This window comes from Jatrophihabitans fulvus, from assembly GCF_054781375.1.
The window spans coordinates 117,002-143,037 of record NZ_BAAGUN010000005.1 but is presented as its reverse complement, the minus strand read 5'-3'; the positions used below and the strand labels follow the sequence as shown (position 1 = coordinate 143,037).

General features: G+C 71.8%; 25 protein-coding genes and 3 tRNA genes. 17 read left to right on the top strand and 11 right to left on the bottom strand.

Going from position 1 to position 26,036, the window contains the following annotated elements; all coding sequences use genetic code 11:
* Positions 1-35: 35 nt before the first annotated feature.
* Entirely contained in the window at positions 36-1,379 is a 1,344-nt protein-coding gene (locus tag ACYVP9_RS16870; RefSeq protein WP_460606081.1) for a DUF1800 domain-containing protein, read from the bottom strand.
* A gap of 115 nt (positions 1,380-1,494) precedes the next feature.
* Here ACYVP9_RS16870 and purQ point away from each other — a divergent pair, with 115 nt between their 5' ends.
* The 5 genes from purQ to purM all read left to right on the top strand — a co-directional run bounded on the left by purQ (position 1,495) and on the right by purM (position 7,782).
* Positions 1,495-2,169: a phosphoribosylformylglycinamidine synthase subunit PurQ gene (purQ, locus tag ACYVP9_RS16865; protein ID WP_460606283.1), complete on the top strand. Its 675-nt coding sequence runs from the start codon at positions 1,495-1,497 to the stop codon at positions 2,167-2,169.
* The gene (gene purL / locus ACYVP9_RS16860; protein WP_460606080.1) at positions 2,166-4,451 is read left to right on the top strand and encodes a phosphoribosylformylglycinamidine synthase subunit PurL; all 2,286 of its coding nucleotides are present in this window, start codon (positions 2,166-2,168) and stop codon (positions 4,449-4,451) included. The genes purQ and purL overlap by 4 nt, the downstream gene beginning before the upstream one ends.
* The gene (locus ACYVP9_RS16855; RefSeq protein WP_460606079.1) at positions 4,448-4,966 is read left to right on the top strand and encodes a sterol carrier family protein; all 519 of its coding nucleotides are present in this window, start codon (positions 4,448-4,450) and stop codon (positions 4,964-4,966) included. The genes purL and ACYVP9_RS16855 overlap by 4 nt, the downstream gene beginning before the upstream one ends.
* Positions 4,967-5,140: 174 nt before the next feature.
* Positions 5,141-6,679: an amidophosphoribosyltransferase gene (gene purF / locus ACYVP9_RS16850; protein WP_460606078.1), complete on the top strand. Its 1,539-nt coding sequence runs from the start codon at positions 5,141-5,143 to the stop codon at positions 6,677-6,679.
* Positions 6,676-7,782, top strand: coding sequence for a phosphoribosylformylglycinamidine cyclo-ligase (purM, locus tag ACYVP9_RS16845; RefSeq protein ID WP_460606077.1), 1,107 nt, complete (start codon positions 6,676-6,678; stop codon positions 7,780-7,782). The genes purF and purM overlap by 4 nt, the downstream gene beginning before the upstream one ends.
* A 132-nt stretch (positions 7,783-7,914) precedes the next feature.
* Here purM and ACYVP9_RS16840 read toward each other — a convergent pair whose 3' ends face one another.
* A complete protein-coding gene (locus tag ACYVP9_RS16840) occupies positions 7,915-8,103 on the bottom strand; it encodes a DUF3073 domain-containing protein (protein ID WP_460606076.1) in 189 nt (62 codons plus the stop codon).
* A 328-nt stretch (positions 8,104-8,431) separates the two neighbouring features.
* On the opposite strand from ACYVP9_RS16840, the gene ACYVP9_RS16835 reads away from it, so the two are divergent.
* The 6 genes from ACYVP9_RS16835 to ACYVP9_RS16810 all read left to right on the top strand — a co-directional run bounded on the left by ACYVP9_RS16835 (position 8,432) and on the right by ACYVP9_RS16810 (position 14,646).
* Positions 8,432-8,641: a BldC family transcriptional regulator gene (locus ACYVP9_RS16835; protein ID WP_460606075.1), complete on the top strand. Its 210-nt coding sequence runs from the start codon at positions 8,432-8,434 to the stop codon at positions 8,639-8,641.
* A 142-nt stretch (positions 8,642-8,783) separates the two neighbouring features.
* Positions 8,784-10,421 carry an AMP-binding protein gene (locus ACYVP9_RS16830; protein WP_460606074.1) on the top strand — a complete coding sequence of 546 codons (1,638 nt, stop codon included), beginning with the start codon at positions 8,784-8,786 and terminating at the stop codon, positions 10,419-10,421.
* A 97-nt stretch (positions 10,422-10,518) separates the two neighbouring features.
* Positions 10,519-11,043: a MarR family winged helix-turn-helix transcriptional regulator gene (locus ACYVP9_RS16825; RefSeq protein ID WP_460606073.1), complete on the top strand. Its 525-nt coding sequence runs from the start codon at positions 10,519-10,521 to the stop codon at positions 11,041-11,043.
* Positions 11,043-12,854, top strand: a complete 1,812-nt coding sequence (locus ACYVP9_RS16820) for an MDR family MFS transporter (RefSeq protein ID WP_460606072.1) — start codon at positions 11,043-11,045, stop codon at positions 12,852-12,854. The genes ACYVP9_RS16825 and ACYVP9_RS16820 overlap by 1 nt, the downstream gene beginning before the upstream one ends.
* A gap of 87 nt (positions 12,855-12,941) precedes the next feature.
* Entirely contained in the window at positions 12,942-13,346 is a 405-nt protein-coding gene (locus ACYVP9_RS16815; RefSeq protein ID WP_460606071.1) for a cyclic nucleotide-binding domain-containing protein, read from the top strand.
* Between the two features lie 205 nt (positions 13,347-13,551).
* Positions 13,552-14,646, top strand: coding sequence for an ABC transporter ATP-binding protein (locus ACYVP9_RS16810; protein ID WP_460606070.1), 1,095 nt, complete (start codon positions 13,552-13,554; stop codon positions 14,644-14,646).
* A gap of 27 nt (positions 14,647-14,673) precedes the next feature.
* On the opposite strand, the gene ACYVP9_RS16805 is transcribed toward ACYVP9_RS16810, so the two are convergent.
* The 3 genes from ACYVP9_RS16805 to ACYVP9_RS16795 are packed head-to-tail and all read right to left on the bottom strand — an operon-like array spanning position 14,674 to position 17,823.
* Positions 14,674-15,552 carry a carbohydrate ABC transporter permease gene (locus ACYVP9_RS16805; RefSeq protein WP_460606069.1) on the bottom strand — a complete coding sequence of 293 codons (879 nt, stop codon included), beginning with the start codon at positions 15,550-15,552 and terminating at the stop codon, positions 14,674-14,676.
* On the bottom strand, positions 15,549-16,535 hold the full coding sequence (locus ACYVP9_RS16800) for a carbohydrate ABC transporter permease (RefSeq protein WP_460606068.1): 987 nt from the start codon (positions 16,533-16,535) through the stop codon (positions 15,549-15,551). Before ACYVP9_RS16800 ends, ACYVP9_RS16805 begins: the two co-directional genes overlap by 4 nt.
* A 10-nt stretch (positions 16,536-16,545) precedes the next feature.
* Complete coding sequence (locus ACYVP9_RS16795) at positions 16,546-17,823, bottom strand: type 2 periplasmic-binding domain-containing protein (protein ID WP_460606067.1); 1,278 nt, start codon at positions 17,821-17,823, stop codon at positions 16,546-16,548.
* 171 nt (positions 17,824-17,994) lie between these two features.
* Here ACYVP9_RS16795 and ACYVP9_RS16790 point away from each other — a divergent pair, with 171 nt between their 5' ends.
* The 5 genes from ACYVP9_RS16790 to ACYVP9_RS16770 are packed head-to-tail and all read left to right on the top strand — an operon-like array spanning position 17,995 to position 22,723.
* Complete coding sequence (locus ACYVP9_RS16790) at positions 17,995-18,903, top strand: SIS domain-containing protein (RefSeq protein WP_460606066.1); 909 nt, start codon at positions 17,995-17,997, stop codon at positions 18,901-18,903.
* A gap of 16 nt (positions 18,904-18,919) precedes the next feature.
* Positions 18,920-19,861 carry an ROK family protein gene (locus ACYVP9_RS16785; RefSeq protein WP_460606065.1) on the top strand — a complete coding sequence of 314 codons (942 nt, stop codon included), beginning with the start codon at positions 18,920-18,922 and terminating at the stop codon, positions 19,859-19,861.
* A complete protein-coding gene (gene nagA / locus ACYVP9_RS16780) occupies positions 19,858-20,982 on the top strand; it encodes an N-acetylglucosamine-6-phosphate deacetylase (protein ID WP_460606064.1) in 1,125 nt (374 codons plus the stop codon). The genes ACYVP9_RS16785 and nagA overlap by 4 nt, the downstream gene beginning before the upstream one ends.
* Entirely contained in the window at positions 20,979-21,911 is a 933-nt protein-coding gene (locus ACYVP9_RS16775; RefSeq protein ID WP_460606063.1) for a 1-phosphofructokinase family hexose kinase, read from the top strand. Before nagA ends, ACYVP9_RS16775 begins: the two co-directional genes overlap by 4 nt.
* Complete coding sequence (locus tag ACYVP9_RS16770) at positions 21,899-22,723, top strand: class II fructose-bisphosphate aldolase (RefSeq protein ID WP_460606062.1); 825 nt, start codon at positions 21,899-21,901, stop codon at positions 22,721-22,723. Before ACYVP9_RS16775 ends, ACYVP9_RS16770 begins: the two co-directional genes overlap by 13 nt.
* Here the strand turns inward: ACYVP9_RS16770 and ACYVP9_RS16765 are convergent.
* Complete coding sequence (locus ACYVP9_RS16765) at positions 22,720-23,514, bottom strand: DeoR/GlpR family DNA-binding transcription regulator (protein WP_460606061.1); 795 nt, start codon at positions 23,512-23,514, stop codon at positions 22,720-22,722. The two genes, ACYVP9_RS16770 and ACYVP9_RS16765, sit on opposite strands and share 4 nt — an antisense overlap.
* 128 nt (positions 23,515-23,642) lie before the next feature.
* Here ACYVP9_RS16765 and ACYVP9_RS16760 point away from each other — a divergent pair, with 128 nt between their 5' ends.
* Positions 23,643-24,731, top strand: coding sequence for a DNA glycosylase AlkZ-like family protein (locus tag ACYVP9_RS16760; protein WP_460606060.1), 1,089 nt, complete (start codon positions 23,643-23,645; stop codon positions 24,729-24,731).
* Between the two features lie 7 nt (positions 24,732-24,738).
* Here the strand turns inward: ACYVP9_RS16760 and ACYVP9_RS16755 are convergent.
* From ACYVP9_RS16755 to ACYVP9_RS16735, 5 genes are all read right to left on the bottom strand, one after another.
* Positions 24,739-24,812 (bottom strand) — tRNA-Phe (locus ACYVP9_RS16755).
* Between the two features lie 16 nt (positions 24,813-24,828).
* Positions 24,829-25,500 (bottom strand): sirohydrochlorin chelatase, encoded by a 672-nt coding sequence (locus ACYVP9_RS16750; protein ID WP_460606059.1) that lies wholly within the window; start codon positions 25,498-25,500, stop codon positions 24,829-24,831.
* Positions 25,500-25,576: transfer RNA gene (locus ACYVP9_RS16745), tRNA-Asp, on the bottom strand. The genes ACYVP9_RS16750 and ACYVP9_RS16745 overlap by 1 nt, the downstream gene beginning before the upstream one ends.
* Positions 25,577-25,601: 25 nt before the next feature.
* A tRNA-Glu gene (locus ACYVP9_RS16740) sits at positions 25,602-25,674 on the bottom strand.
* Positions 25,675-25,751: 77 nt separating this feature from the next.
* Complete coding sequence (locus tag ACYVP9_RS16735) at positions 25,752-26,033, bottom strand: GlsB/YeaQ/YmgE family stress response membrane protein (protein ID WP_460606058.1); 282 nt, start codon at positions 26,031-26,033, stop codon at positions 25,752-25,754.
* Positions 26,034-26,036: the final 3 nt, after the last annotated feature.

Below are 26,036 nucleotides of genomic sequence, written 5' to 3'. Positions count from 1 at the left end.
GCGGTTCTCCGGTGGAGGTCGGGTGCGCTGGGCGCTCAGTGGACGAGGTACTCGGGCGTGTTCAGGGCGACGGCGACGAGCCGGCGGGGCTGCGCGGCGGCGCCCTTGAGCACGGCGAGCGACCGCGGCGACCACGCGGCGACCCCGAGCCGGTGGGCGACCGCCTCGAGCCTCGCGGTGGTCGAGCCGCCGACGTCGTCGAGGTCGGCGCCGGCCGCGAGGCGGCCGGCGGTCCGGAAGCGCAGCTCGGCGGCCGCCGTCGACAACCACACCGGGCCGGACGGCCACCCGCCGACGCTGGGCGGGAAGAACGGCAGCTGCCCGAGCTCGTCGAGCGAGTGCGCGAGCGCGGTCACGTCGTCGTCGGTCGTCGGCACCCGCAGCGCACGGGCGGCCCCGACCGCCCACTCGACCGGCCCGACCACGAAACTGCCCTCCGCGTCGGCGAACGCCGGATCGGTGACCATCGCGGTGAGCAGCGCGGCGATGTCCCGGTCGGGTCCGAACGCGCTCGCCAGTCTCGCGACGACGGACGCCGACGGCGGGGTGGACGACACGTACCGCGGCCACAGCCGCCGCACGATGTGGCCCGACACCTCGGGACGGGCGAGCACGGCGGCGCAGAACCCGTCGGCGTCCAGTTCGCCGGTGCGGCCGAGCACCGTCTTGGTCGTCGCGTCGTGGCGGGCGGCGACGAACCGCAGGCCCTCGCCGCCCTTCGCCCGCTGGTAGCCGGTGAGGGCGCGGGCGCCCTCGCGGACGTCCTTCTCGGTGTAGCCGTCGCCGTGGCCGAGCGTGAACAGCTCCATGTACTCGCGGGAGAGGTTCTCGTTCGGTCCGTCGACCGTGTTCTCCTGGTTGTCGAGCCACACCTGGGTGGCGTCGTCGGTCAGCATCGCCCGGGCCAGGCCGTCGAAGGAGCCGACCGCTCCGGCGCGCTGCCGCTCGTTCTGCCGCAGCACCAGCGCGGCCACCTTCACCTTCTTCAGCGACGTCGCGAAGTGCGAGTGCCAGACGAAGGTCGCCTTCTCGGCGAGCGGCTGCTCGACGGCGATCATGCGGCGCAACCACCAGGACACGAGCTGCTCACCCTGGGCGCGTGCCGCCTGCCGGAAGGCGGCACGCGCGGGGTCCTTGCCGGACCCTGCGTCGTCGCCGCCGCCGGTGCGCCGTCCGTGACGCCGCGGCAGGGGATCGAACGTGGGGACGGGCGTGCGGGCGACGCCCGGATCGGCGGACGGGGACCGTCGTGCCCCGGCCAGGATGCGTGCCACGTAGGCGTCCGTGCCCTCGCGCGCCGCGGCGTCGACCTCGTCCCCCGTCGCGCCGAATCCCGTGCGCCGCACCAGGTGCGCCGCCCGTGACCACTCGGTTGTCATGGGGAACACCGAACCCTGCCGATGTTCGGATCGGGTCAGGACGACGTGCGGATCGGTTGCGGATCGGCGGCGGCGCCGGGGATCACGCCGGCGCCGGTAACCTGTGGGCGTGCCGTTGCGTGTGGGTGTGGTGACCTTTCCGGGCAGTCTCGACGACCGCGACGCGGCGCGGGCGGTCCGTTACGCGGGTGAGGGTGTCGAGGCCGTCGCCCTGTGGCACGGCGACGCCGACCTGCACGGTGTCGACGCCGTGATCCTGCCCGGCGGCTTCTCCTACGGCGACTATCTGCGCTGCGGCGCGATCGCGCGCTTCGCGCCCGTCATGGACTCGATCGTGTCCGCGGCGAACGACGGCATGCCGGTGCTCGGCATCTGCAACGGCTTCCAGGTGCTGTGCGAGGCGCACCTGCTGCCGGGCGCGCTGATCCGCAACGACCACCGCCGTTTCGTCTGCAAGGACCAGACGCTGCGCGTCGAGAACGCGTCGACCGCCTGGACGTCCGCCTACCGCGCCGGCCAGGAGATCGTGATCCCGCTGAAGAACATGGAGGGTGGGTACGTCGCCGACGCCGCCACCCTCGACGCGCTCGAGGCCGAGGGCCGTGTCGTGGCCCGTTACCTCTACGGCAATCCCAACGGCAGCTACCGCGACATCGCCGGCGTCACCAACGAGCGCGGCAACGTCGTCGGCCTGATGCCGCACCCGGAGCACGCGATCGACGCACTGACCGGCCCGGGCACGGACGGCCTCGGCTTCTTCACCTCGCTGCTCGCCGGGGTGGCGGCATGACCGTGTGGACGACCGACACCGTCGAGAACGCCGGACGGACGCCCGAGCAGGCGCAGCCGTTCAAGGAACTGGGCATGGCCCCGGACGAGTACGCCCGCGTGCGCGACATCCTCGGCCGCCGCCCCACCAGCAGCGAGCTGGCCATCTACTCGGTCATGTGGAGCGAGCACTGCTCCTACAAGTCCTCGCGCGTGCACCTGAAGCAGTTCGGCGAGAAGGCCCCGAAGACGGACGCCCTGCTCGTCGGCATGGGCGAGAACGCCGGCGTCGTCGACGTCGGCGACGGCTGGGCCGTCACCTTCAAGATCGAGTCGCACAACCACCCCTCGTACGTCGAGCCCTACCAGGGCGCGGCCACGGGGGTGGGCGGCATCGTCCGCGACATCCTCACCATGGGCGCGCGTCCCGTGGCCGTGCTCGACAGCCTGCGCTTCGGTCCGCTGCACGCCCCCGACACCGGACGCGTGCTGCCGGGCGTGGTCGCGGGCGTCGGCGGCTACGGCAACTGTCTCGGCCTGCCGAACATCGGCGGCGAGGTCGTGTTCGACGAGAGCTACATCGGCAACCCGCTCGTCAACGCGCTGTGCGTCGGCGTCATGCGGGCCGACGGCATCAAGCTCGCGAAGGCCGACGGCGCCGGCAACCACGTGGTGCTCTTCGGCGCCCGCACCGGCGGCGACGGCATCGGCGGGGCGTCCGTGCTCGCGTCCGCGACGTTCGAGGACGGCCCGTCCAAGCGGCCGGCCGTCCAGGTGGGCGACCCGTTCGCCGAGAAGGTGCTCATCGAGTGCTGCCTCGAGATCTTCGCCGCCGACCTCGTCGTCGGCATCCAGGACCTCGGCGCCGCCGGCATCTCCTGCGCGACCACCGAACTGGCCGCCGCCGGCACCGTCGACGGCCGGCCCGCCGGCATGGACGTGCAACTCGACCTCGTGCCGCTGCGCGACGCGAACCTCGCTCCCGAGGAGATCCTCATGAGCGAGTCGCAGGAACGCATGATGGCGGTCGTCGAGCCCGACAAGCTCGACGCGTTCCTCGCCGTCTGCGCGAAGTGGGACGTCCTCTCGACCGTCATCGGCACCGTCACCGACACCGGGCGGCTGCGCATGACCTGGCACGGCGAGCAGATCGTCGACCTGCCGCCGCGCACGGCCGCCCACGACGGCCCGCTGTACCAGCGTCCGATCGAGCGGCCGCTCGACCAGGACGTCCTCGTCGAGCACGACGGACGGGGCCTGCCCCGCCCCCGCACCGCCGCCGAGCTGCGCGCCACCGTGCTGCGCCTCGCGTCGTCGCCCAATCTCGCCGACAAGTCGTGGGTCACCGACCAGTACGACCGCTACGTGCTCGGCAACACGGTGCTCGCGCAGCCCGAGGACGCCGGCATGATCCGCGTCGACGACTCCACCACCCGGGGCCTCGCGCTCGCCACCGACGGCAACGGCCGCTACACCCGGCTCGACCCGTACACCGGCGCGCAGCTGGCGCTGTCGGAGGCGTACCGCAACGTCGCGACCACCGGCGCGCGTCCGCTGGCGGTCACCAACTGCCTCAACTTCGGCTCGCCCGAGGACCCGGGCGTCATGTGGCAGTTCGCCGAGGCCGTCCGCGGCCTGGCCGACGGCTGCCAGGCGCTCGGCGTCCCCGTCACCGGCGGCAACGTCAGCTTCTACAACCAGACCGGCACGACGCCGATCCTGCCCACCCCGGTCATCGGCGTGCTCGGCGTCATCGACGACGTCGCCCGCCGCACCCCGCAGGGCTTCCGTTCCGACGCGGCCCGCATCCTGCTGCTCGGCGACACCCGGGACGAGTTCGGCGGTTCCGAGTGGGCGTACGCCACCCACGGCTTCCTCGGCGGGCGTCCGCCCGCGGTCGACCTCGACCGCGAGCAGCTGCTCGCCGGCGTGCTGATCGACGCCGCCCGCGAGGGCCTGCTCGACTCCGCGCACGACCTCGCCGACGGCGGTCTCGCGCAGGCGCTGGTCGAGTCGTGCCTGCGCGGCGGCGTCGGCGCGGCGGTCACGCTGCCGGACGGAGACCCGTTCGTGCAGCTGTTCAGCGAATCGGCCGGACGGGCGCTGGTCGCCGTGACCCGCGGCAACGAGGAGCGTTTCACCGCCCTCTGCGCCGAGCGCGGCCTGCCGTGCGTCCGCCTCGGACAGGTCGACCTCCTTCAGACGACCCTCGACGTCACGACGCCGGCGGGCGAGTTCTCGCTGCCCCTTCGCGAACTGCGGACGGCCTGGTCGGCCCCGCTGCCCGCCCGCTTCACGCGGTGAAGGCCTCGCCCGCCGCGCTGCTCGAGGCGTTCCGGGCGCAGGCGGAGCTGACCGCCACCCGCCTCGACGACCTCGGTACCGACGCACCCGGGCCACTGCTCGACCTCGTCCGCCGGCCCCCGGCACCGGACGCGAGCGCGGAGGCGATCGCCGCCGCCCTCGCCGACCTCGTCGTCGGCACGGACGACCTCTCCCGCGCACATCCCGACCGCGACCCGGTACCCGTGCACCGGCCCACCCTCGCCGCCGCCGTCCGGGCCACCGCCGAACTGCTCGCCGCGCGGGCTCCCGGCCGCTCCGTCGAAATCCGCATCCCTCCGTTCGTCGCCGTCCAGGCCGTCCCCGGCCCCCGCCACACCCGCGGCACCCCACCCAACGTCGTCGAGACCGCCCCCCTCACCTGGCTCCGCCTCGCCACCGGCCGAGCCACCTTCACGACCGAAGTGGCCTCCGGACGGGTCACCGCCACGGGCCCGCGCAGCGACCTGAGCGACTTCCTGCCCCTCCTCTCCTGACGGACGCCAACGGCGGACCGAGCGAACGGTCGCGTCCGAGCGCAGCGAAGGACGGAGGGTGTCGGTGCGAGCGTGGATGGGCCTGGCCCCCCGAGCGCAGCGAGGGGTGGTTGCGAGCACCGACACCCTCCGTCCGCAGCGGCACCCGCGAGAACCGTCCGTACACTGAGCCCCGTGGCGCGCGGCGACGGCAAACTCACCCACGACCTCGAGACCGACGGCGACAAGCGCCCGCAGGACGCCTGTGGGGTGTTCGGGGTGTGGGCGCCCGGCGAGGAGGTCGCCAAGCTCACGTACTACGGCCTGTACGCCCTGCAGCACCGCGGCCAGGAGGCGGCGGGCATCGCGGTGAGCGACGGCAGTTCGCTGGTGGTCTACAAGGACCTCGGCCTGGTGTCGCAGGTGTTCGACGAGGCCACCCTCGCCACGTTGCAGGGCCACATCGCGGTGGGTCACACGCGCTACTCGACGACCGGGTCGACGACGTGGGAGAACTCGCAGCCGAGCTTCCGCACGACACCGGCGGGCACCGGCCTGGCGCTGGGGCACAACGGCAACCTGGTGAACACCCGGGAGCTGTCCGAGCAGGCCACGGCGGCCGGCATCCGCGCGAGCGCGATGGGCGCGACGACCGACTCCGAGCTGCTGACGGCGCTGCTGGCGGCCCGTCCGGACGTGAGCGTCGAGCAGGCGGCGATGGACGTGCTGCCGAAGCTCGTGGGCGCGTTCTCCCTGGTCTTCATGGACGAGCACACGCTCTACGCCGCGCGTGACGCGCAGGGCGTCCGCCCGCTGGTGCTGGGCCGGCTCGAGCGGGGCTGGGTGGTGACGTCCGAGACGGCGGCCCTCGACATCGTCGGCGCGAGTTACGTGCGCGACGTCGAGCCGGGCGAGCTGATCGCGATCGACGAGGACGGCCTGCGCTCCGAGAGCTTCGCGACGCCGAAGCCGAAGGGCTGCGTCTTCGAGTACGTCTACCTGGCCCGTCCCGACACGACGATCGCCGGCCGCAGCGTGCACTCGACGCGGGTCGAGCTGGGCCGTCGGCTGGCCAAGGAGCACCCGGCCGAGGCCGACCTGGTGATCCCCGTCCCGGAGTCGGGGGTGCCCGCGGCGATCGGCTACGCCGAGGCGTCCGGCATCCCGTACGGGCTGGGCCTGGTCAAGAACTCCTACGTCGGACGGACGTTCATCCAGCCGTCGCAGACGATCCGGCAGCTGGGCATCCGGCTGAAGCTCAATCCGTTGCGCGACGTGATCCGGGGCAAGCGCCTGGTCGTCGTCGACGACACCATCGTGCGCGGCAACACGCAGCGCGCGCTGGTGCGCATGCTGCGCGAGGCGGGCGCCCTCGAGGTGCACGTCCGCATCTCGGCGCCGCCGGTGAAGTGGCCGTGCTTCTACGGCATCGACTTCGCCTCGCGCGCCGAGCTGGTCGCGAACGGTCTCGACAACGACGGCATCCGCGCCTCGATCGGTGCCGACTCGCTGGGCTACGTCTCGGCCGAGAACATGATCGCGGCGACCGAGCAGCCGAAGTCGCGGTTGTGCCGGGCGTGCTTCGACGGCGAGTACCCGATCGCGATCCCCGAGTCGATGGGCGGCAAGCACGTCCTCGAGGGCATCGGACGCTCGGTGCCCGCCCCCCAGATCGCCGGACGGGAACCGGAGCGCACCGCCGGCTGGGCCGGGGACGCCCTGACCCGCCCGTGACGGACGCAGCCGTGCCGCCAGTGCCCACCGGAGCCTCCTACGCCGGGGCGGGCGTCGACATCGCCGCCGGCGACCGCGCGGTGGAGCTGATGAAGTCGTCGGTGCGTCGCACCGACCGGCCGGGTTCGCTGGGCGGGCTCGGGGGCTTCGCGGGCCTGTTCTCCCTCGACGTCGCCCGCTACCCGCAACCGGTGCTCGCGACCTCGACCGACGGCGTCGGGACGAAGCTGGTGATCGCCCAGGCGCTCGACCGGCACGACACGATCGGCATCGACCTCGTGGCCATGGTGGTCGACGATCTGGTGGTCGTGGGGGCCGAGCCGCTGGTGCTCACCGACTACGTGGCCGTCGGCAAGGTCGTGCCCGAGAAGATCGCGGCCATCGTCAGTGGCGTGGCCGAGGGGTGCGTGCAGGCGGGGTGCGCGCTGGTGGGGGGCGAGACCGCCGAGCACCCCGGCGTCATGGAGCCCGACGAGTACGACATCTCCGGCACGGGCGTCGGCGTGGTGAACGCCGACGCCGTGCTCGGGCCGCAGCGGGTCGCCGACGGCGACGTGCTGATCGCGATGGGGTCGAGCGGCCTGCACTCCAACGGCTACTCGCTGGTGCGGCACGTGCTGCTGGAGCGCGCCGGTCTGGACCTGGCGAGCCGGCCGGCGGCCCTCGGCGGCGCGACGCTGGGCGAGGAGCTGCTGACGCCCACCCGCATCTACGCCCTCGACTGTCTGGCGCTGGCGGCGGAGTGCGGCGCCCACGCGTTCGCGCACATCACCGGCGGCGGGCTCGCGGGCAACCTGGCCCGGGTACTGCCCGAGGGTCTCGCGGCCGACGTCGACCGCGCCACCTGGGCACCGCAGCCGGTGTTCGATCTGGTCGCCGCGCACGGCGCGGTGTCACGTGCGGACCTGGAACTGACGTTCAACCTCGGCGTCGGCATGGTGGCGGTGGTGCCGGCCGACCGAGCCGACGACGCGCTGCAGCTTCTGGACGCCCGCGGCGTGACGGCATGGCGACTCGGACAGGTACGGAAGTCCCAAAATCCGGGGGATTCGTCCGTCTCGTTGACCGGCGACTACGCGGGCCCGGCGGCCGATTGGCGCTGATCCGTACATCGCGCGCCAGCGCCACCTGAAGATCGGATGGCACGCGATGACCGGATAGAGCCGGCCGCTCGAGGTGGGTGGTGGTCCGGACCTGTCGTCACTGGCAGCGACGACGAGGGCGCGAACCGTCACTCAACGCTCGGTGCCGGTCCATTCGTCGTACTCGTCCTCGTCCTCGGCGTCGGGCCGCGAGGTTCGCGCGTCGCCAGAGGAGGAAGTCCCGAGCTCGCGCTGAAGGGCATCGAGATCGGTGAAATGAGTGTTGTACTTCAGTTCTCGGGCCACTTTTTGCTGCTTGGCCTTCGCACGGCCGCGCCCCATGGCTCGACCCCCTCGCTCGCGCGCTCATCCGGGAAGCGGCCCTCGCACCAGCGGCAGGCGGCGTCACCGGGGTATCTGTCATGTCGTGGTGTCAGCGTACCTCGCGCAGAAGTGGCCTCGCACGTAGGCGTGGCCCTCGGGTGCGGTGTCCGGAAGTGACCATGTTCGTCCCTTTTGGCCCCCGGAGAATTCGGACAGGCAGTTGCTGCATGGCACAGAGTGGACAGTTGCGCGCGCAGCTATGGCGGCCAGCTTCACACTCGGCATACTTGGCAGGACGCATGAGGAACAGGACTCCTCGTGACGAACTCCCTGAAGGGCGGCAACCATGACGACGATCCGCGTTCGTCCCGAGACCGAAGCTCTGCTCACCCCCTCCGAGGTCGCGACGCTGTTCCGCGTCGACCCGAAGACCGTGACGCGCTGGGCCAAGGCCGGCAAGCTCACCTCGATCCGCACGCTCGGCGGCCACCGCCGCTACCGCGAGTCCGAGGTCCGCTCGCTGCTGGACGGCAACACCGCGGGCGCCGAGGGCTGACAGCCCTCTCCCGCAGCACCGACCACGACCACCGCACCCGAGCCGGGTGCGGTGTCGTCGTTTAAGCCGGCGCCCCCGGTCTCGGTGTCGCTGCCCGGTCGGACGGTTCCGCCTGTGACCGCCGACACCTAGCCTCGGACGCATGACCTCGTACGCCAGCGGAACCTCCGAGCGGCCGCTGCTCGGCCAGACGATCGACGCGAACCTGCGCGCCACGGTGACCGCCCACGGCGACCGCGAGGCAGTGGTCGATGTCGCGAGCGGACGCCGGCTGACCTACGGCGAGCTGCACGAGGCCGTCGACGACGTCGCCCGCGGCCTGGCCGGCCTGGGTGTCGAGCGCGGCGACCGCGTCGGCATCTGGGCGCCGAACTGCCTCGAGTGGTTCCTGGTCCAGTTCGCCACCGCCCGCATCGGGGCGATCCTCGTCAACATCAACCCGGCGTACCGCACGCACGAGCTCGAGTACGTGCTGCGGCAGTCCGGCGTCCGCACGCTCGTCTCGGCGACGTCGTTCAAGAGCAGCGACTACCGCGCGATGGTCGAGCAGGTGCGTCCGCAGCTCGACGGGCTGCGCGACGTCGTCTTCATCGGTGACCCGGGCTGGGACGAGCTGCTCGCGGCCGGCGCGGGCGTGTCGTCCGACTCGATCGCCGAGCGGTCCGCGGCGCTGTCGTTCGACGATCCCATCAACATCCAGTACACGTCCGGCACGACCGGCTTCCCCAAGGGCGCGACCCTCAGCCACCACAACATCCTCAACAACGGCTACTTCGTCGGCGAGGGCATGAGCTACACGCACGAGGACCGCATCTGCGTGCCGGTGCCCTTCTACCACTGCTTCGGCATGACGATGGGCAATCTGGCCTCGACCTCGCACGGCGCCTGCATCGTCATCCCCGCGCCCGGCTTCGACCCTGCGGCCACCCTGCAGGCGGTGCAGGACGAACGCTGCACCTCGCTCTACGGCGTCCCGACGATGTTCATCGCCGAGCTGGCCCTGCCCGACTTCGCGGCGTACGACCTGTCGAGCCTGCGGACGGGCTGCATGGCCGGGTCGCCCTGCCCGGTCGAGGTCATGAAGCGGGTCATCGCCGAGATGCACATGGAGGAGGTGACGATCGCCTACGGGATGACCGAGACGTCCCCCGTCTCGACGCAGACCCGCAAGGACGACTCCCTCGACCGGCGGACCGCGACCGTCGGCCGCGTGCACCCGCACGTCGAGGTGATGGTCGTCGATCCCGAGACCGACCTGCCCGTCCCCTACGGCACGCCCGGTGAGCTGTGCACCCGCGCCTACTCGGTGATGATCGGCTACTGGGACGAGCCGGAGAAGACGGCCGAGGTGCTGCGCCACGGCTGGATGCACACCGGCGACCTGGCGACGATGGACGAGGAGGGCTACGTCCAGATCGTCGGCCGCATCAAGGACATGGTCATCCGCGGGGGCGAGAACGTGTACCCCCGCGAGATCGAGGAGTTCCTCTACACGCACCCGGACGTCGTCGACGCACAGGTCATCGGGGTGCCCGACCCGAAGTACGGCGAGGAGCTGATGGCGTGGGTGCGACTGCGCGAGGGTTCCGACGGCCTGACCGCCGAGACGCTGCGCGAGTTCTGTGCCGGGAAGCTCGCCCACTACAAGATCCCGCGGTACGTGCACGTGGTCGACGAGTTCCCCATGACCGTGACCGGCAAGGTCCGTAAGGTCGAGATGCGCGACGCCGCCCTGAGCATCCTGGGAATCGACCAGGAAGGCGCTCGGCGCTCACCCTGAGAAAAGCCGACCGTTCGGTTGCGTATCGCCACGATCCGGGTAGATGCTTGACGCATACAAGTAGTTGTATGAGTCACGCAATCGCGGGGGTTCTCGAATGACCGACCTTGCGACCAAGCCGGACGGGCGGGTGCACGGCCTCGACCGTGCCGACGTCGCGGCGCTGGCCGACAGTTTCGGCGACATCGTGCGCACCTTCACCCGGCTCCGTACCCGGTGGCTGGCCGCCGCCGAGCACGATGTCGAGTGGAGCGGTCACGTCGTGCTGAAGCTGGTGCACACCGAGGGCCCGCTGCGGGCCGGGGCCATCGCCGAGGCGCTGCAGTCCGACCCGTCCACCGTCAGCCGGCAGGTCGCCGGACTGGTGCGCGACGGCCTGCTCGAGCGTCGTTCCGATCCCGACGACGGGCGTGCGAGCCTGCTCGTCCTCACCGACCGGGCCCGCAGCGTGATCGCCGATCACGACGAGATGCGCCTCATGCACTTCGCCGAGATGCTCTCGGGCTGGACCGATGACGACGTCACGCAGCTGGCGACCCTGATGGGCCGCTTCGCACGCGCCTACGACGCCGTCGCCCCCGAGCAACTCGACGCCAGGATCCGTGCAAGGAGAAACGACTGATGGCAAGCACGACCACGTCGGCGGGCGCGACCTCGCTCGAGAAGGACGCCGACACCTCCGGCGGTCTGACCCACAAGCAGATCATGAGCATCCTGTCCGGGCTCATGATCGGCATGTTCCTCGCCGCCCTCGACCAGACGATCGTCGCCACGGCGATCCGCACGATCGGCGACGACCTGCAGGGCCTGTCGGTGCAGGCGTGGGTCACGACCGCCTTCCTCATCGCGTCGACGATCTCGACGCCGCTGTTCGGCAAGCTGTCGGACATCTACGGCCGCAAGCCGCTGTTCATGCTCGCGATCACGATCTTCGTGCTCGGGTCCGCGCTGTGCGGGCTGGCGCAGTCGATGTACATGCTCGCCGGTTTCCGCGCGCTGCAGGGCATCGGCGCCGGCGGCATCATGCCGCTCGCGCTCGCGATCATCGGCGACATCATCCCGCCGCGGGAGCGCGCGAAGTACCAGGGCTACTTCATGGCCGTCTTCGCGACCTCGTCGGTGCTCGGGCCGGTCATCGGTGGCTTCTTCGCCGGCCAGGCCAGCATCTTCGGCTTCTCCGGCTGGCGCTGGATCTTCTACATCAACGTCCCGCTGGGCGCGCTGGCGCTCGTCGTCGTCACCCGCGTCCTGAAGCTCGACCACACCCGGCGCGAGCACCGCATCGACTGGGCCGGTGCCGCCGCGCTCGCGGCGGGCCTCATCCCGCTGCTGATCATCGCCGAGCAGGGCCGCACCTGGGGTTTCCTGTCCGCGGGCGCCTTCGTCTGCTACGTGATCGGCGTGCTCGGCCTGATCGCGTTCATCCGCATCGAGGCCGCCGCCGGCGACGAGGCGCTGCTGCCCCTGCGGCTGTTCCGCGGCCGCAACTTCGCGGTCGGCTCGGCGCAGTCGCTGATCATCGGCCTCGGCATGTTCGGCGGTATCGCGGCCATCCCGCTCTACCTGCAGATCGTCAAGGGCGCCTCGCCGACCAAGTCCGGCCTGCTGATCCTCCCGCTGGTGGCGGGCATCATGACGGCGTCGCTGATCGCCGGCCAGATCACGTCCCGCACGGGCAAGTACAAGATCTTCCCGATCGTGGGGTCGGTCTTCATGGTCGGCGGACTGCTGCTGCTGACCCGCACCGGTGCCGACACCCCGCTGTGGCAGACCGACATCTTCATGGCCGTCTTCGGCCTGGGTCTGGGCATGAACATGCAGAGTGTCGTGCTGGCGATGCAGAACGCCGTCGAACCCCGCGACATGGGCGTCGCCACCTCGAGCGTGACGTTCTTCCGGCAGGTGGGCGGCTCGCTCGGCACCGCGATCTTCCTGTCGATCCTGTTCTCGCAGGCTGCGCAGAACATCCCGCGCGAGCTGGCGGGCAGCGGCACGCAGCTGCCGGCGGGCGCGAAGTTCGACCTCAACGACACCAGTGGGCTGTCGAAGCTCTCGCCGGAGCAGGCACACCCGATCCTCGTCGGCTTCTCCGACGCGATGGACACCGTCTTCCTGGTCGGCGCGCTCACGCTGATCCTGGCGTTCGTGCTGTCGCTGCTGCTCAAGGAGATCCCGCTGCGCACCGTCTCCGGCCAGCAGGCCATGCGGGCCGCGGCGCAGAACGCGGGTTCGGGCCCGGGCGCGGCCCCCGCCATGGACCCCGGCGCGGCCGCCGCGGTGCCGGCGCACATGGAGGCGCACGAGGCGCACGAGGCGCAGGAGGCGCAGGAGACGCCGTCCGGGGGTGGTCGTCACGAGTCCGGCGGCGTCGCCGAGGCCGACGGCCCCGACGCCGGCCGCCACGAGGCGAAGGTCGGGCGCCACGAGGCCTGAGCCCGTCCGTCCGCATCGCGCACGCAACCACGGCGCCGCCGTCCGCTCGCCGAGCGGACGGCGGCGCTCGCCGCTACTGTCCGGTAGATGGCCAGCGAGAAGCGCGAACTCATCTCGACCCTCGGCTCCTACGACACCTTCGCCGAGTGCAGCAAGGACGACCTCACCGCGCTGGTCGAGGCCGGCGGCCGGTTCACGCTGCCGGCCGGCTGGCCGCTCGTGCAGGAGGGCATCCCGTCCGACGCCTGCTACGTGCTGACCGAGGGCACCGCCCTCGTCTTCCACCAGCGCAACCAGGTCGCCGAGCTGGGTCCCGGCGACCTCGTCGGCGAGATGACGCTGCTCGAGGGAGGGCAGCGGCGCGCCACCGTCACCTCGTCGTCGCGGGTGGTCGGGCTGCGCATCGAGAACGAGCCGCTGCGTGCGGTGCTCGCCGAGCACCCCGCGGTCGAGCAGGCGTTCCGGGCGGTCTACGCCGCCCACAGCTCGTGACGTACGGGTGAACCGTCCGCAAGCGTTTCTTGACGACACGCGGGGCGGCGGGGTGTGATGGCGCTCTCAGGTTGCTATGCCGGACGGATCCGTACCGCCTGACAGGTGGGGCGGACAACTGCGGGCCGTCCGGAAATCCGTGAGGTGACCCCCCTGGTCACCCGTACCCGGCGCAACCGAGCACACCTACGAGGGGAGTGCCGTCATGGCCACCGTCCAGTACGAGCAAGCCACCCGCCTCTACCCGGGCAACCCCGTTCCCGCGGTCAACAAGCTCGATCTCGAGATCGAGGACGGCGAGTTCATGGTCCTGGTCGGACCGTCCGGCTCCGGCAAGTCGACGGCGCTGCGCATGCTCGCGGGGCTCGAGGAGGTCAACTCCGGCGAGATCCGCATCGACGGCAAGGACGTCTCGCAGAAGGCGCCGAAGGACCGCGACATCGCGATGGTGTTCCAGAACTACGCGCTGTACCCGCACATGTCCGTCGGCGAGAACATGGGCTTCGCGCTGAAGATGAAGGGCATGGGCAAGGAGGAGCGCGCCAAGCGCGTGCTCGAGGCGGCCAAGCTGCTCGACCTCGAGCAGTACCTCGACCGCAAGCCCAAGGCCCTGTCCGGTGGCCAGCGCCAGCGCGTCGCGATGGGCCGCGCGATCGTCCGCGAGCCGAGCGTGTTCCTCATGGACGAGCCGCTGTCGAACCTCGACGCCAAGCTGCGCGTCGAGACCCGTGCGAACATCGCCGCGCTGCAGACCCGGCTGAAGACCACGACGGTGTACGTCACCCACGACCAGGTCGAGGCGATGACGATGGGTCACCGCGTCGCGGTGCTCAAGGACGGCATCCTGCAGCAGGTCGACACCCCGCGGAACCTCTACGACACGCCCGCCAACGCCTTCGTCGCCGGCTTCATCGGCTCGCCCGCCATGAACCTGCGCGAGGTCGAGGTCGTCGACGACGGCGTCAAGCTCGGCGACAGCATCATCAAGGTCGACCGCGAGACGCTGGCGCGGGCCAACGGCGAGAGCCGGGTCCGCCTGGGCATCCGTCCGGAGTCCTTCGAGCCGGCCGGAAGCACCTCCAAGGAGGGCGTGACGCTCACCGTCGCGCTCGTCGAGGAACTCGGGTCCGACTCGTTCGTCTACGGCACGCTGCCGGGCGACGACGCGCTGCGCGACAAGCCGATGGTCGTCCGTTTCGAAGGCCGGCGCGGCCCGGCGATCGGCGAGCAGATCCACGTGGTCCCTCGCGTGGGTGAGACGCACCTGTTCCACGTCGAGTCCGGCGACCGCCTCAGCTGAGCCCTCCGGACGAGCCGCGGGGCCGGTCTACTTGACCGACCCCGCGGTGAGTCCGCTGACCAGGTGCTTCTCGATGCACGCGAACAGGATCACGACCGGCACGATCGCGATGATCGACGCCGCGAACAGCAGGTTCCAGTTCTGCTGGTAACCCGTCACGTACGAGTTGATACCGACGGTCAGCGGCTTGCGGTCGTCGTCCTGCATGAGCGTCAGCGCGACCACGTACTCGTTCCAGGCCGCGATGAACGTGAACACGGTGGCGGTCACGAGCCCTGGCTTGGTCAGCGGCAGCATCACCCGCACCAGCGTGCCGAACTTCGAACAGCCGTCCAGCTGGGCCGCCTCCTCGATCTCCTGCGGGATCGAGGAGAAGAAGCCGTGCAGGATCCAGATCGCGAACGCCAGGTTGAAGGCCGAGTTCGTCAGGATGATCGCCTGGTAGGTGTTCACCAGGTTGAGCTCGAAGAACTCGCGGTAGATGCCCACCACCAGCGAGGTCGGCGAGAACATCTGGGTGACGAGCACGAGGAAGAGGAACAGCGTCCGTCCGGGGAAGCGGTAACGGGCGGTGAAGAACGCGGCCGGAACGGCGGCGACGAGCACCACGACGGTCGAGACGGCCGCGACGAGCAGGGACGTCTTCAACCAGTTGCGGAAGCGGTCGTCGCCGAGCACGTCGCCGAAACTCGAGAAGCGCCACTCGCGGGGCAGGTACGTGGCCGGCGAGGCCACGACGTCGTCGCTCGGGCGCAGGGCGTCGACGAGCATGACGAGGTAGGGCGACAGCAACACCAGCGCGAGCACGAGCCCGGCCAGTGGCAGGACCCAGCGCCGGGCGCGCGGCCAGCCGCGCGGGCGGCGGGCGGGTGCCTCGGTCGCCGTCGGACGATCGGTGAGGGTCACTGTCCGGGCTCCTCCTGCCATTTCACGGTGCGCAGGTAGATGACGACCACGACGAGGATCATCAGCACGTTGAAGACGCCGGTCGCCGCCGACATCCCCACGCTCTGCTCGGACGACTTGAACGCGAGCTTGTACATGAAGGTGATCGTCGTGTCGTGATCGAAGCCCGGGTTGCGCTCGTTGAGGGTGTAGAGCACCGGGAACGAGTTGAAGACGTAGATGATGTTGAGGACGGTCGCGACGAGCAGCGCCGGGCGCAGCAGCGGCAGGGTCACCTGCCGATAGGTCTGCCAGGCCGAGGCGCCGTCGATGCGGGCGGCCTCGTAGACGTCGCCGGGGATGCCGTTGAGGCCGGCGATGAAGACGTACGCCGTGAACGGCAACGACACGAACACGCCGACCGCGATCATCGACGGCATCACCCAGGTGTCGTCGCCGAGGAAGTCGATCGGCCGGTCGAGGATGCCGACGTCGATCAGCAACCGGTTGACGATGCCGTGGTTGTAGTCGAGCAGCAGCGTGAACAGTCGCGAGGTGATGACCAGCGACGCCGCCCACGGGACGATGAGGGCCCAGCGGACGAAGCGCCGTCCGAAGAACTCCTTCGACAGGAACTGCGCGAGCGCGAGGCCGAGCACGATGGTGATGGCGACCGTGAAGACGACCCAGACGGCGGTGTTCACCAGCACCGTGCCCAGCGCGGGGTGGTCGAGCACCTTGCGGTAGTTCTCGGTGCCGACACCGCCGCGGTCGATGCCGGTGATGGAGTAGTCGCGGGTCGAGGCCTGGACCATCGCGATCGCGGGGTAGACGACCACGGCCGCGATGAGCACCAGCGCGGGTGACAGCCAGACGAGTGCCTGCCAGACCGGGGCGCTGCCGCGCGGCCTGACCCGGCGGCGGCGTCGCGCCGGACGATCGCCGGAGCCGGCGGTCGTGACCTTCTCGGTCACGACCACCGGCCGGTCGGACGTCTCCGTCATGGGGCGGGTGTCAGCTGTTCTCGGCGGTCTTCTGCAGGTCGTCGAGGACGGACTGCGGGTTGCCGTCCGGATCGACGCCCTTGCCGAGGTTCTGCTGCACGTCGATCAGCACCTTGTCCCACGCGGGGTCGTCGGTGGGGGTGAGCCGGATGTTCGGCAGCGTCTGCAGGTAGACCGACAGCGCGGAGTCCTTCGAGAACACCTTCAGCCCCGACTTCGTCACCGGCAGGAACCCCTCCTGCTTGATGAAGATGTTGACCTGGTCGGGCTGGTAGTACAGCTCGTAGAAGTCCTTGACCGCCTGCTGGTTGCCCGGCTTCTTGAAGGCGTTGAGGTAGTCGGTGACGCCGTAGGTCGAGGGCGCCTGCCCGTCACTGGTCGGCATCGGAGCGACGCCGTAGTCGACCTTCTTGTCCTTGTCGAGCTGGGTCGACAGCGGGCTGAAGCCGACGATCATGCCGGCCTTGCCGGACGTGAACAGCGGGAACGCGCCGTCGGTGCGGTTGGTGCGGCCCGGGTTGTTCTGCGTGACCTTGTCGTCGAGCGCGAGCTTGCGCAGGAACTTCAGCGTGTCGACGTTCTGCTTCGAGTTGATCGTCCACTTGCCGTCGGACTTCCACCCGCCGTTGTTGTTGAAGGTCCAGATCGAGAACTCGGCCTGCGCCTCCTCCTTGCCGAGCGGCATGGCGTAGCCGACGGTGTCGTTGCCCAGCGCCTTGATCTTCTTGGCGTCGGCCTCGAACTCGGCCCAGGTCTTCGGCGGCGTGGTGATGCCGGCCTTCTTGAACAGCGTCTTGTTGTAGAACAGCGCGCGCGCCGAGCTGAGGTCCGGGAAGCCGTAGACCTGACCGTTGTAGGTGCCGCTGGTCTTGAACGCGGGGATGAGGTCGTTCTGCACCGACGACGGCAGCACCTGCTGCGCGTCGTAGAGCAGACCGTCCTTCGCGTACGACGCGTAGTAGTTGATGTTCAGGATGTCGGGGGCGTTGTTGTTCTGGATCATCGTGCGGCTCTGCTGCGCGATGTCGTTCCAGTTGACGACCTGGACCTTCAGCGTGATGCCGTACTTCTTCTTGTACGTCGCGGCGAACTTGGTCCAGAACGCCTGGGTGTCCTTCGAGTACTCGGCCGCGACGAGCTTGATGGACGAGACCTTGCCGCCGGACCCGCCGGAGCCGCTGCCCCCGCCGTCGGCGTTCTTCTCACCGGTGCCGCCACCGCACGCGGTGAGCGTGAGTGCCGCGGCGGCGAGCACGGCCGCGCCCGCTCTGAACCGTGTCGTCTGCATGGGACCTCCTGGGCGAACCGCTCACATGGATGCCGCAGGACGTTAGTACAGTTGCGCGATTCAGGCTAGATTGACGCACAAACGAGCAGTCATCCCGAGCCAATCGGGCTTTCGGGACCCGTTTCGCGCACCGCGCTCGTCCGCGGGATGCGCCCGCGTCGAGGAGTGCGCATGACCGCTGGACCTTCCGCCCCGTCGTTCGTCGTCCAGGAGATCGCCGGGCAGCCGGACGCCTGGCGCCGCGCGGCGGAGCTGGCCGCCGAGCCGTCCGTCGTGCGGGTGCTGCCACGGTCGGGCGAGCGGGTGGCGGTCGTCGGCTGCGGCACCTCGCTCTACATGGCGCAGTGCTTCGCGCGGTTGCGCGAGGACTCCGGGGCGGGTGAGACCGATGCGATCGCGGCGTCGGAGTTCCCGGCGACGCGGCGCTACGACCGTGTCGTCGCGCTCACCCGCTCGGGCACCACCACCGAGGTGCGCCGGGTGCTCACGGCCCTGCGCGGCAGCGTGCCGACGGTCGTCCTCACCGCCGTTCCCGGGGCACCCGTCGTCGACGAGGCGGACGACGCCGTGCTGCTCGACTTCGCCGACGAGCAGTCGGTGGTGCAGACCCGCTTCGCCACCACGGCCCTCGCGCTCTGGCGCGCCTGGCTGGGCGAGGACCTCACGGGCGTGATCGAGCAGGCGTCGAAGGTCGTGGCGGAGGGCCCGCCGTCGGCGACCGTGGCGAGCGAGCAGTTCACCTTCCTCGGCACCGGCTGGTCGGTTGGAATAGCCAACGAAGCGGCGTTGAAGCTGCGGGAGGCCGCGCAGGCGTGGACGGAGGCCTACCCGGCCATGGAGTTCCGGCACGGTCCCATCAGCGTGATCGACGACCGCTCGACGGTCTGGGTCTTCGGGTCCGCGCCCGAGGGGTTGCTGTCCGACCTGGAGGTCACCAGGTGCACGGTCGTGCACGCCGACCTCGACCCGATGGCACACCTCGTCGCGGCGCAGCAGCTGGCCGTCGCCGTCGCCGACCGCCGCGGCCTCGACCCCGACCGGCCACGCAATCTGACCCGCTCGATCGTCCTGCCCGCCTGAGCCGGACACCGGCGGCGTGAACGCGGTCGTCGCCCTCGACGTCGGGGGCACGGGCATGAAGGGCTGGGTGTGCGACGCCGGCGGGCGCGAGCTCGCCCGGCTCGCGCGCCCGACGCCGGCGGCCGAGGGTCCCGGCGCGGTGGTCGCGGCCGTCCGCGCCGCCGTCGTCGACCTCGCCCGGCAGGCGACCGCCGACGCCGTCGGCGTGGCGGCCGTGGGCGTGGTCGTGCCCGGGGTGGTCGACGTCCCGCGGGGGGTCGCGGTCTGGTCGGCGAACCTTGCCTGGCGCGACGTGCCGCTGCGTGAGCTGATCGAGGCGGACACCGGCGTTCCCGTCGCCCTGGACCACGACGTCCGCGCCGGCGGGGCGGCCGAGGCCCGGCTCGGGGCCGGCCGCGGGGTCGCGTCGTCGCTGTTCGTCCCCGTCGGCACCGGCATCGCCGGTGCCCTGGTGCTCGACGGCGCCGCCTGGCCCGGCGCCATCGGCGCGTCGGGCGAGGTCGGACACCTGGTGGTGCACCCGGGTGGCGAACCCTGTGCCTGCGGTCAGCACGGCTGCGTCGAGACCTACGCGTCGGCGGCGGCCATCGCGCGCCGCTACACGCAGCGGACCGGCCGCACGACGACGTCGGCCGAGCTCGTCGGACGGCTGTCCGGGGACCCCGACGCGCGAGCGGTCTGGGACGAGGCCGTCGAGGCGCTCGCTCGCGGGCTCGCCGCCGCCACCACCCTGCTCGACCCGGCTCGCATCGTCGTCGGCGGTGGGCTGGCGTCGGCGGGGGAGGCGCTGCTCGCCCCGCTGCGGGAGCGGCTCGCCGCGCAGCTCGCGTGGCGCGCCGCACCGGATCTCGTCGCGGCCCAGCTCGGCGATGCCGCCGGGCGGCACGGTGCCGCGCTGCTCGCCTGGGCGGCAGCGGGTGTCCCCGACGTGGCCGCGGGTTGGAGGATCGGCGCATGACGCTGCTGACCGATGCCCGCGTGGTCACCCCGTCCGGCGTGCTGGACCCCGGCTGGGTCCAGATCGACGGTCACCGCATCGCCGCCCTCGGCGAGGGTCCACCGCCGGCGGACGTGACGATCGTGCCGATCGACGGCGCCTGGGTGCTGCCCGGTTTCGTCGACCTGCACGTGCACGGCGGCGGCGGACACGACGTCGCGAGCTCACCGGACGACCTCGCCGCGGCGGTCGCGTTCCACCGTGCCCACGGCACCACCCGCACGCTGATCTCGCTGATGACGACGCCGCTGGCCGACCTGCGCGAGCGACTCGGTTGGATCTCCGAACTCACCGAGCGTGGCCCGTCGGTCGGCGGCCACGTCGTGGGTGCGCACCTCGAGGGCCCGTTCCTCGCGTCGTCGCACTGCGGCGCGCAGAACCCCGCGCACCTTCGGGCTCCCGACCGGGGCGAGCTCGCGAGCCTGTTCGCGGCCGGGCCCGTCCGCAGCATCACGCTCGCGCCGGAACTTCCGGGCGGTCTCGACCTGGTGCGCGACACCGTCGCGGCGGGCGTCGTCGCGTCGGTCGGCCACACCGGTACCGGCTTCGAGGACGCTGCTGCCGCGTACGACGCCGGGGCCCGCCTGACGACGCACCTGGGCAACGGGATGCCGCCGCTGCGCCAGCGCGAACCCGGCCCCATCGGGGCCGCGCTCGACCGCGGGGCGTTCTGCGAGGTCATCGCCGACGGCCATCACCTGCATCCCGGCTTCGTGCGGCTCGTGCCGCACGACCGGCTCGTCCTGATCACGGACGCGATGGCCGCGACCGGGGCGGGGGACGGCGACCACGACTTCGCCGGTCAGCGGGTCGAGGTGCGCGACGGAGTGGCCCGGCTGGCCAGCACCGGGTCGCTGGCCGGCAGCACGCTCACGATGGACGCCGCCGTGCGGTGGACGGTGCAGCGGGCCGGGCTGCCGATCACCGTCGCGGCCGCCGCGGCGGCGACCAACCCGGCCGCCGTGCTCGGCGTGCGCGACGCCTGCGGGGCGCTCGAGGTCGGCCTCGACGCCGACCTGGTCGTGCTCGACGCCGACCTGCAGCTGCGGCGCGTGATGGCCCGGGGCGAGTGGTGCGGGTGATCGTCGCCGTCTGCCTGAACCCCGCGATCGACGTCACCTACGAGGTCGCGCACTTCACGCCGGGGCGGTCGCACCGGGCGACGTCGGTGCACGAGCGCGCCGGCGGCAAGGGCGTGAACGTGGCGCGGGTGCTCGCGCGGCTCGGCGCCGCCGTCCGCCTCGTCGGTTTCGCCGGCGGCACGGCGGGCGAGCTGCTACGCCACGACCTCGCCGCCGCCGGTGTCGCGACGGATCTCGTGGCCGTCGACGGGGCGACGCGGCGTTGCGTGACCGTCGTCGACGGCTCGGCGGCGACCGTCGTCAACGAACCCGGACCGGACCTCGTGGCGGCGGACTGGCAGGCGTTGCTGGCGTCGACCGCCGACTGGCACGACGCGCGCGTGGTGGTGCTCTCGGGCAGCGTGCCGCCGGGCGCTCCCGTCGACGCCTACGCGCAGCTGATCGCGGCCGCCCACCACCACGGTGCCCGCACCGTGCTCGACGCCGACGGCGAGTGGCTGCGCGCGGGAGTCGCGGCCGGTCCCGACGTGGTCAAGCCGAACGCGGTCGAGGCCGCCGCGCTGCTCGGGCGCGACGTCGCGTCCACGACGGCGGCCGTCGAGGCCGCCCACGCGCTCGTGGCTGCCGGCGCCGGTGCCGCGCTCGTGTCCCGGGGTGCGGACGGGCTGGTGTGGGCGGACGGCGCCCGCGCGCTCGAGGTCACGACACCGCCCGTGACGGGCAACCCGACGGGGGCCGGTGACGCCCTCGCTGCGGCCCTGGCGCTGGGCCTCGCGACCGGCGCCGACCTGCACACCATGCTCCACGAGGCCGCCGCCACCGCGGCCGCGGCGGTCGCCCACCCGGTGGCGGGCGATTTCGACGCCGACGTCCGACGCGCGGTGGCCGCGGCCGTGACGGTGAACGAGGTGACGGCGTGCCGCTCGTGACCACCGCGTCGCTGGTGCGTCCCGGCACCGCCGTCGGCGCCTTCAACGTCGTGACCCTCGAGCACGCCGAGGCCATCGTGGCCGGGGCGGAGGCCGCGGGCCGTCCGGCCATCCTGCAGGTGAGCCACAACGCGGTGCGCTTCCACGGCGGACGGGTGCTCCCGGTGGCCGCCGCCTGCCGCGCGGTGGCCGAGGCGGCGCGGGTCGACGTCGCGCTGCACCTCGACCACGTCGAGGACACCGCGTTGCTGCACCGAGCCGCCGACGCCGGGTTCTCGTCCGCCATGTTCGACGCGGGCCGGTTGCCCTACGCCGACAACGTCCGCGCGACGGCCGCCGCGACGACCTGGGCGCACGGCCACGGCCTCTGGCTCGAGGCCGAGCTGGGGCACGTAGGCGGCAAGGAACCGCGCTCGGCGCACGAGCCCGGGGTGCGCACCGACCCCGGCGAGGCGGCGCGCTTCGTCGCCGACACCGGGGTCGACGCGCTCGCGGTGGCGGTGGGCAGCAGCCACGCGATGACCAGCCGCACCGCGTCGCTCGACCACGACCTCGTCGCGGCCCTGCGGCGGGCGGTGCCGGTGCCGCTCGTGCTGCACGGGTCGTCCGGTGTGCCCGACGACGAGCTGCGCCGTGCGGTGGCGGCCGGCATCGTGAAGGTCAACGTCGGCACCGCGCTGAACGTCGCGTGGACCGCGGCGGTGCGCGACCATCTCACCGGCGGCGTGACCGATCCCCGCACCTACGTGGCGCCCGCCCGTGACGCGGCCGCGGGCGTCGTGCAGACGCTGCTGGGCGTGCTGGCGTCCTAGACGACCCGCACCTCGACGCCGGCGGCACGCAGTGCGTCCAGCTCCTCCGGGGGAGCGGTGGCGTCGGTGACCAGGCACGTGACCCGGTTGATATCGCAGATCCGCGCAAATGCGCGTTGGCCGATCTTCGAGCCGTCCGCCACGACGACGACGCGCTGGGCGCGCTCGACCATCAACCGGTTGATCTCGGCCTCGCCCTCGTTGTGCGCCGCGGCGCCGCCGGCGGCCGACAGCGCGTTCACGCCCAGCAGCAGCACCTCGACCGCGATGTCCTCGAGCAGGCGCCCGGCGAGCGGGCCGATGAGCTCGTACGACTGCGGACGGGCGACGCCGCCGATCACCACGACCTTGACGTGCGGACGGACGACGAGCTCGCTGGCGATGTTGAGGGCGTTGGTGACCACGGTCAGCTCGACCGGGCGGCTGCCGTTCGCGGTCGCCGTCGGGTCGACCCGCATGGCCAGCGCCCGGGCGACGCCCGAGGTCGTGGTACCGCCGTTGATGCCGACCACGCTGCCCGGTGGGACGAGCGCGGCCGCCGCCTCGGCGATGCGCTGCTTCTCGTCCGACTGGCGGACGGACTTGTAGCGCAACGGCAGGTCGTAGCTCACAGACTGCACCACGGCACCGCCCCGGGTGCGGGTGATCAGCTGCTGCGCGGCGAGGTCGTCGAGGTCGCGCCGCACGGTCGCGGCCGAGACGTCGAAACGCGCGGCGATGTCGTCGACCGAGAGCTTCCCGCTCTCGGCCAGCGCCTCGAGAACGGCGTTGAGGCGTTCGTAGCGTTGCACCTCGACTCACTTCCCGGGCTCGGTTGCACGTAGTTGATCGAAGTTCGAGGCTATTAGTCAAGATTGTGCGCACGCTGATCGCACGGTCCAGCGCATCGGTGACGGTGGCCGGCGCTAGCGTCCGTGCCGTGCACGAGCTCTCCCGACAGCAGGCGCGGCAGGTGGCCGTGCGGGCGCAACTGCTGGACGCGCAGCGTCCGTCCGACGTCATGCAGGTGGCGCGCCGGCTCACCCTGCTGCAGGACGACATCACCGCGGCGGTCGCGCCGTCGGCGGAGATCGTGGTGTGGAGCCGGCTCGGCGACACCGCCGGCGCCGACACGATCGACGCCGCCGTCGACGCGCAGCAGCTGGTCGACCTGCACGGCCTGCTCCGTCCGGCCGAGGATCTCGCCGTGTACCGCGCCGCCATGGCCGCGTGGCCGGGCGACGCGGCGTGGCGGCAGAAGCAGGCCGAGTGGGTCGACGCGAACGACGACTTCCGCCGCGACGTGCTCGACGAGCTGCGGCGCGACGGGCCGTTGACCCGCGCCGAGCTGCCCGACACCTGCGTGGTGCCGTGGCAATCGTCCGGCTGGAACGACAACCGCAACCTCGTGATGCTGCTCGAGATGCTGGTGCACCGTGGTGAGGTCGCGGTCGTCGGACGCCGCGGCCGCGAGCCGCGCTGGGACCTCGCCGAGCGGGTCTACCCCGACACCGAGGTCGTCCCCGAGCCGGAGGCGACGCGCATCCGGGCCGAGCGCCGGCTGGCCGCCCTCGGCATCGCGCGGGTCAAGGCGACGAAGACGCCACTCGAACCCGACGACGTCGGTGACGCCGGCGAGGCCGCGACCGTCGAGGGTGTGAAGGGACGCTGGCGCGTCGACCCGGCGTACCTCGACGACGCGTTCGAGGGCCGCACGGCGATCCTGTCGCCGCTGGACCGGCTCGTGTTCGACCGCAGGCGGATGGTCGACCTGTTCGGCTTCGACTACCAGCTCGAGATGTACAAGCCGGCCGCGAAGCGGCGCTGGGGCTACTGGGCGATGCCGGTGCTGCACGGCGACGAGCTCGTCGGCAAGGTCGACGCCCGCACCGACCGGGAGGCCAGGGTGCTGCGGGTGCACGCCGTGCACCGGGACGTGCCGTTCACGTCCGCGATGGACGATGCGCTCGAGGCCGAGCTGGACGGGCTCGCGGCCCGGCTGGGCGTCGCGGTGCTCCGCGACGGGTGACGACGGGTGGCCAGGGGCGGGGTCGAACCGCCGACCTACCGCTTTTCAGGCGGTCGCTCGTACCAACTGAGCTACCTGGCCGGGTGACGTGCGTCCGTCAGACTACCGGACCGTCCGCGGTGGCTTCGTCGTACCGTCGCCACACCAGCTCGACGACGGCGGGATGGTCGCCGAGCGGGGCGGCGACGGTGGTGCGGGCGTCCGCGAGCGATGCGACGCGCTCGGTGAAGCTGCCCTCGGCGAGCAGGTAGGTCGCGACGTGCAGCGGACGGGAGAGCAGCGCGAACGCGGCCGCCAGGTCGTCCGCCATCGTCAGCACGGGGACGGGACGGTCGAGCCGGTGGCCGAGCCGCCCGGCCGTCTCGTCGAGTTCGACCCGGGCCCCGCTGCGCGACGACCCGGCGCCGACCAGCACCACCTCGCCGGTGATAGCACCGGCGTCGCCGAGCCGGGCGAGCAGGGCGTCGACGAGCAGGTCGTCCGGGCCGAGGTGGCGGGCGACGCGGGTGGCGGGGAACGGCGCGACGGCCTCGGGGATGTCGCTCTGCACGTGGAAGCCGGTCGACAGCAGCAGCGGGACGGCGACGGTGGGACGCTCGTCGAGCGAGTCGGCCAGCGTCGGTCCGATGACGTCGAGGAAGCAGAGGTCGACGGGGACGTGAGGGCGCCGCGCACGCAGCGCCGCGACGAGGGTCTCGATCGTCGACCGGCCCGCCGGTGAGGCGGTGCCGTGCGCCACCGCCAACAGACGGGGCGACCGGTCATCCATGGCGACCCTGACGGGACTTGAACCCGCGACCTCCGCCGTGACAGGGCGGCACGCTAACCAACTGCGCTACAGGGCCTTGCTGGTACTGCTGTGGAACTGCGTGCCCCCAACGGGATTCGAACCCGTGCTACCGCCTTGAAAGGGCGGCGTCCTGGGCCTCTAGACGATGAGGGCGAACGCGACATCATGCTAGCCCCGCTGGTGGACCTCATAAGCATAGGGGACGGGTCGAGCGCTCACAGCCGGTGGGGTCACCACCGATCGGGCGTGCGGCGCCGCGGCCGGTACAGCAGCCGGAACACGATGAGCACCAGGATGCTGCCGATCACGGCGCCGATGAACGTCTCGGCCTTGCGCAGGTCGAACTTGTCGAGGAACAGCACCGCGTACAGGCTGCCGCCGGCGTACGAGCCGACGATGCCGAGCAGCGCGGTGCCGATGCAGCCCAGCCGGGTCGGGCTGCTCACGAACAATCGCGCGATGCCGCCCGCGAGCAGGCCGATGACGAAGAGGCCGACGATCGTCCAGAACATGGC

Coding starts and splice junctions, on each gene's coding strand:
- ACYVP9_RS16870 (WP_460606081.1), bottom strand. CDS start 1,379: ATGACAACCGAGTGGTCACGGGCGGCGCACCTGGTGCGGCGCACGGGA.
- purL (WP_460606080.1), top strand. CDS start 2,166: ATGACCGTGTGGACGACCGACACCGTCGAGAACGCCGGACGGACGCCC.
- ACYVP9_RS16840 (WP_460606076.1), bottom strand. CDS start 8,103: ATGGGGCGCGGCCGTGCGAAGGCCAAGCAGCAAAAAGTGGCCCGAGAA.
- ACYVP9_RS16835 (WP_460606075.1), top strand. CDS start 8,432: ATGACGACGATCCGCGTTCGTCCCGAGACCGAAGCTCTGCTCACCCCC.
- ACYVP9_RS16830 (WP_460606074.1), top strand. CDS start 8,784: ATGACCTCGTACGCCAGCGGAACCTCCGAGCGGCCGCTGCTCGGCCAG.
- ACYVP9_RS16825 (WP_460606073.1), top strand. CDS start 10,519: ATGACCGACCTTGCGACCAAGCCGGACGGGCGGGTGCACGGCCTCGAC.
- ACYVP9_RS16820 (WP_460606072.1), top strand. CDS start 11,043: ATGGCAAGCACGACCACGTCGGCGGGCGCGACCTCGCTCGAGAAGGAC.
- ACYVP9_RS16815 (WP_460606071.1), top strand. CDS start 12,942: ATGGCCAGCGAGAAGCGCGAACTCATCTCGACCCTCGGCTCCTACGAC.
- ACYVP9_RS16810 (WP_460606070.1), top strand. CDS start 13,552: ATGGCCACCGTCCAGTACGAGCAAGCCACCCGCCTCTACCCGGGCAAC.
- ACYVP9_RS16800 (WP_460606068.1), bottom strand. CDS start 16,535: ATGACGGAGACGTCCGACCGGCCGGTGGTCGTGACCGAGAAGGTCACG.
- ACYVP9_RS16795 (WP_460606067.1), bottom strand. CDS start 17,823: ATGCAGACGACACGGTTCAGAGCGGGCGCGGCCGTGCTCGCCGCCGCG.
- ACYVP9_RS16790 (WP_460606066.1), top strand. CDS start 17,995: ATGACCGCTGGACCTTCCGCCCCGTCGTTCGTCGTCCAGGAGATCGCC.
- nagA (WP_460606064.1), top strand. CDS start 19,858: ATGACGCTGCTGACCGATGCCCGCGTGGTCACCCCGTCCGGCGTGCTG.
- ACYVP9_RS16750 (WP_460606059.1), bottom strand. CDS start 25,500: ATGGATGACCGGTCGCCCCGTCTGTTGGCGGTGGCGCACGGCACCGCC.
- ACYVP9_RS16735 (WP_460606058.1), bottom strand. CDS start 26,033: ATGTTCTGGACGATCGTCGGCCTCTTCGTCATCGGCCTGCTCGCGGGC.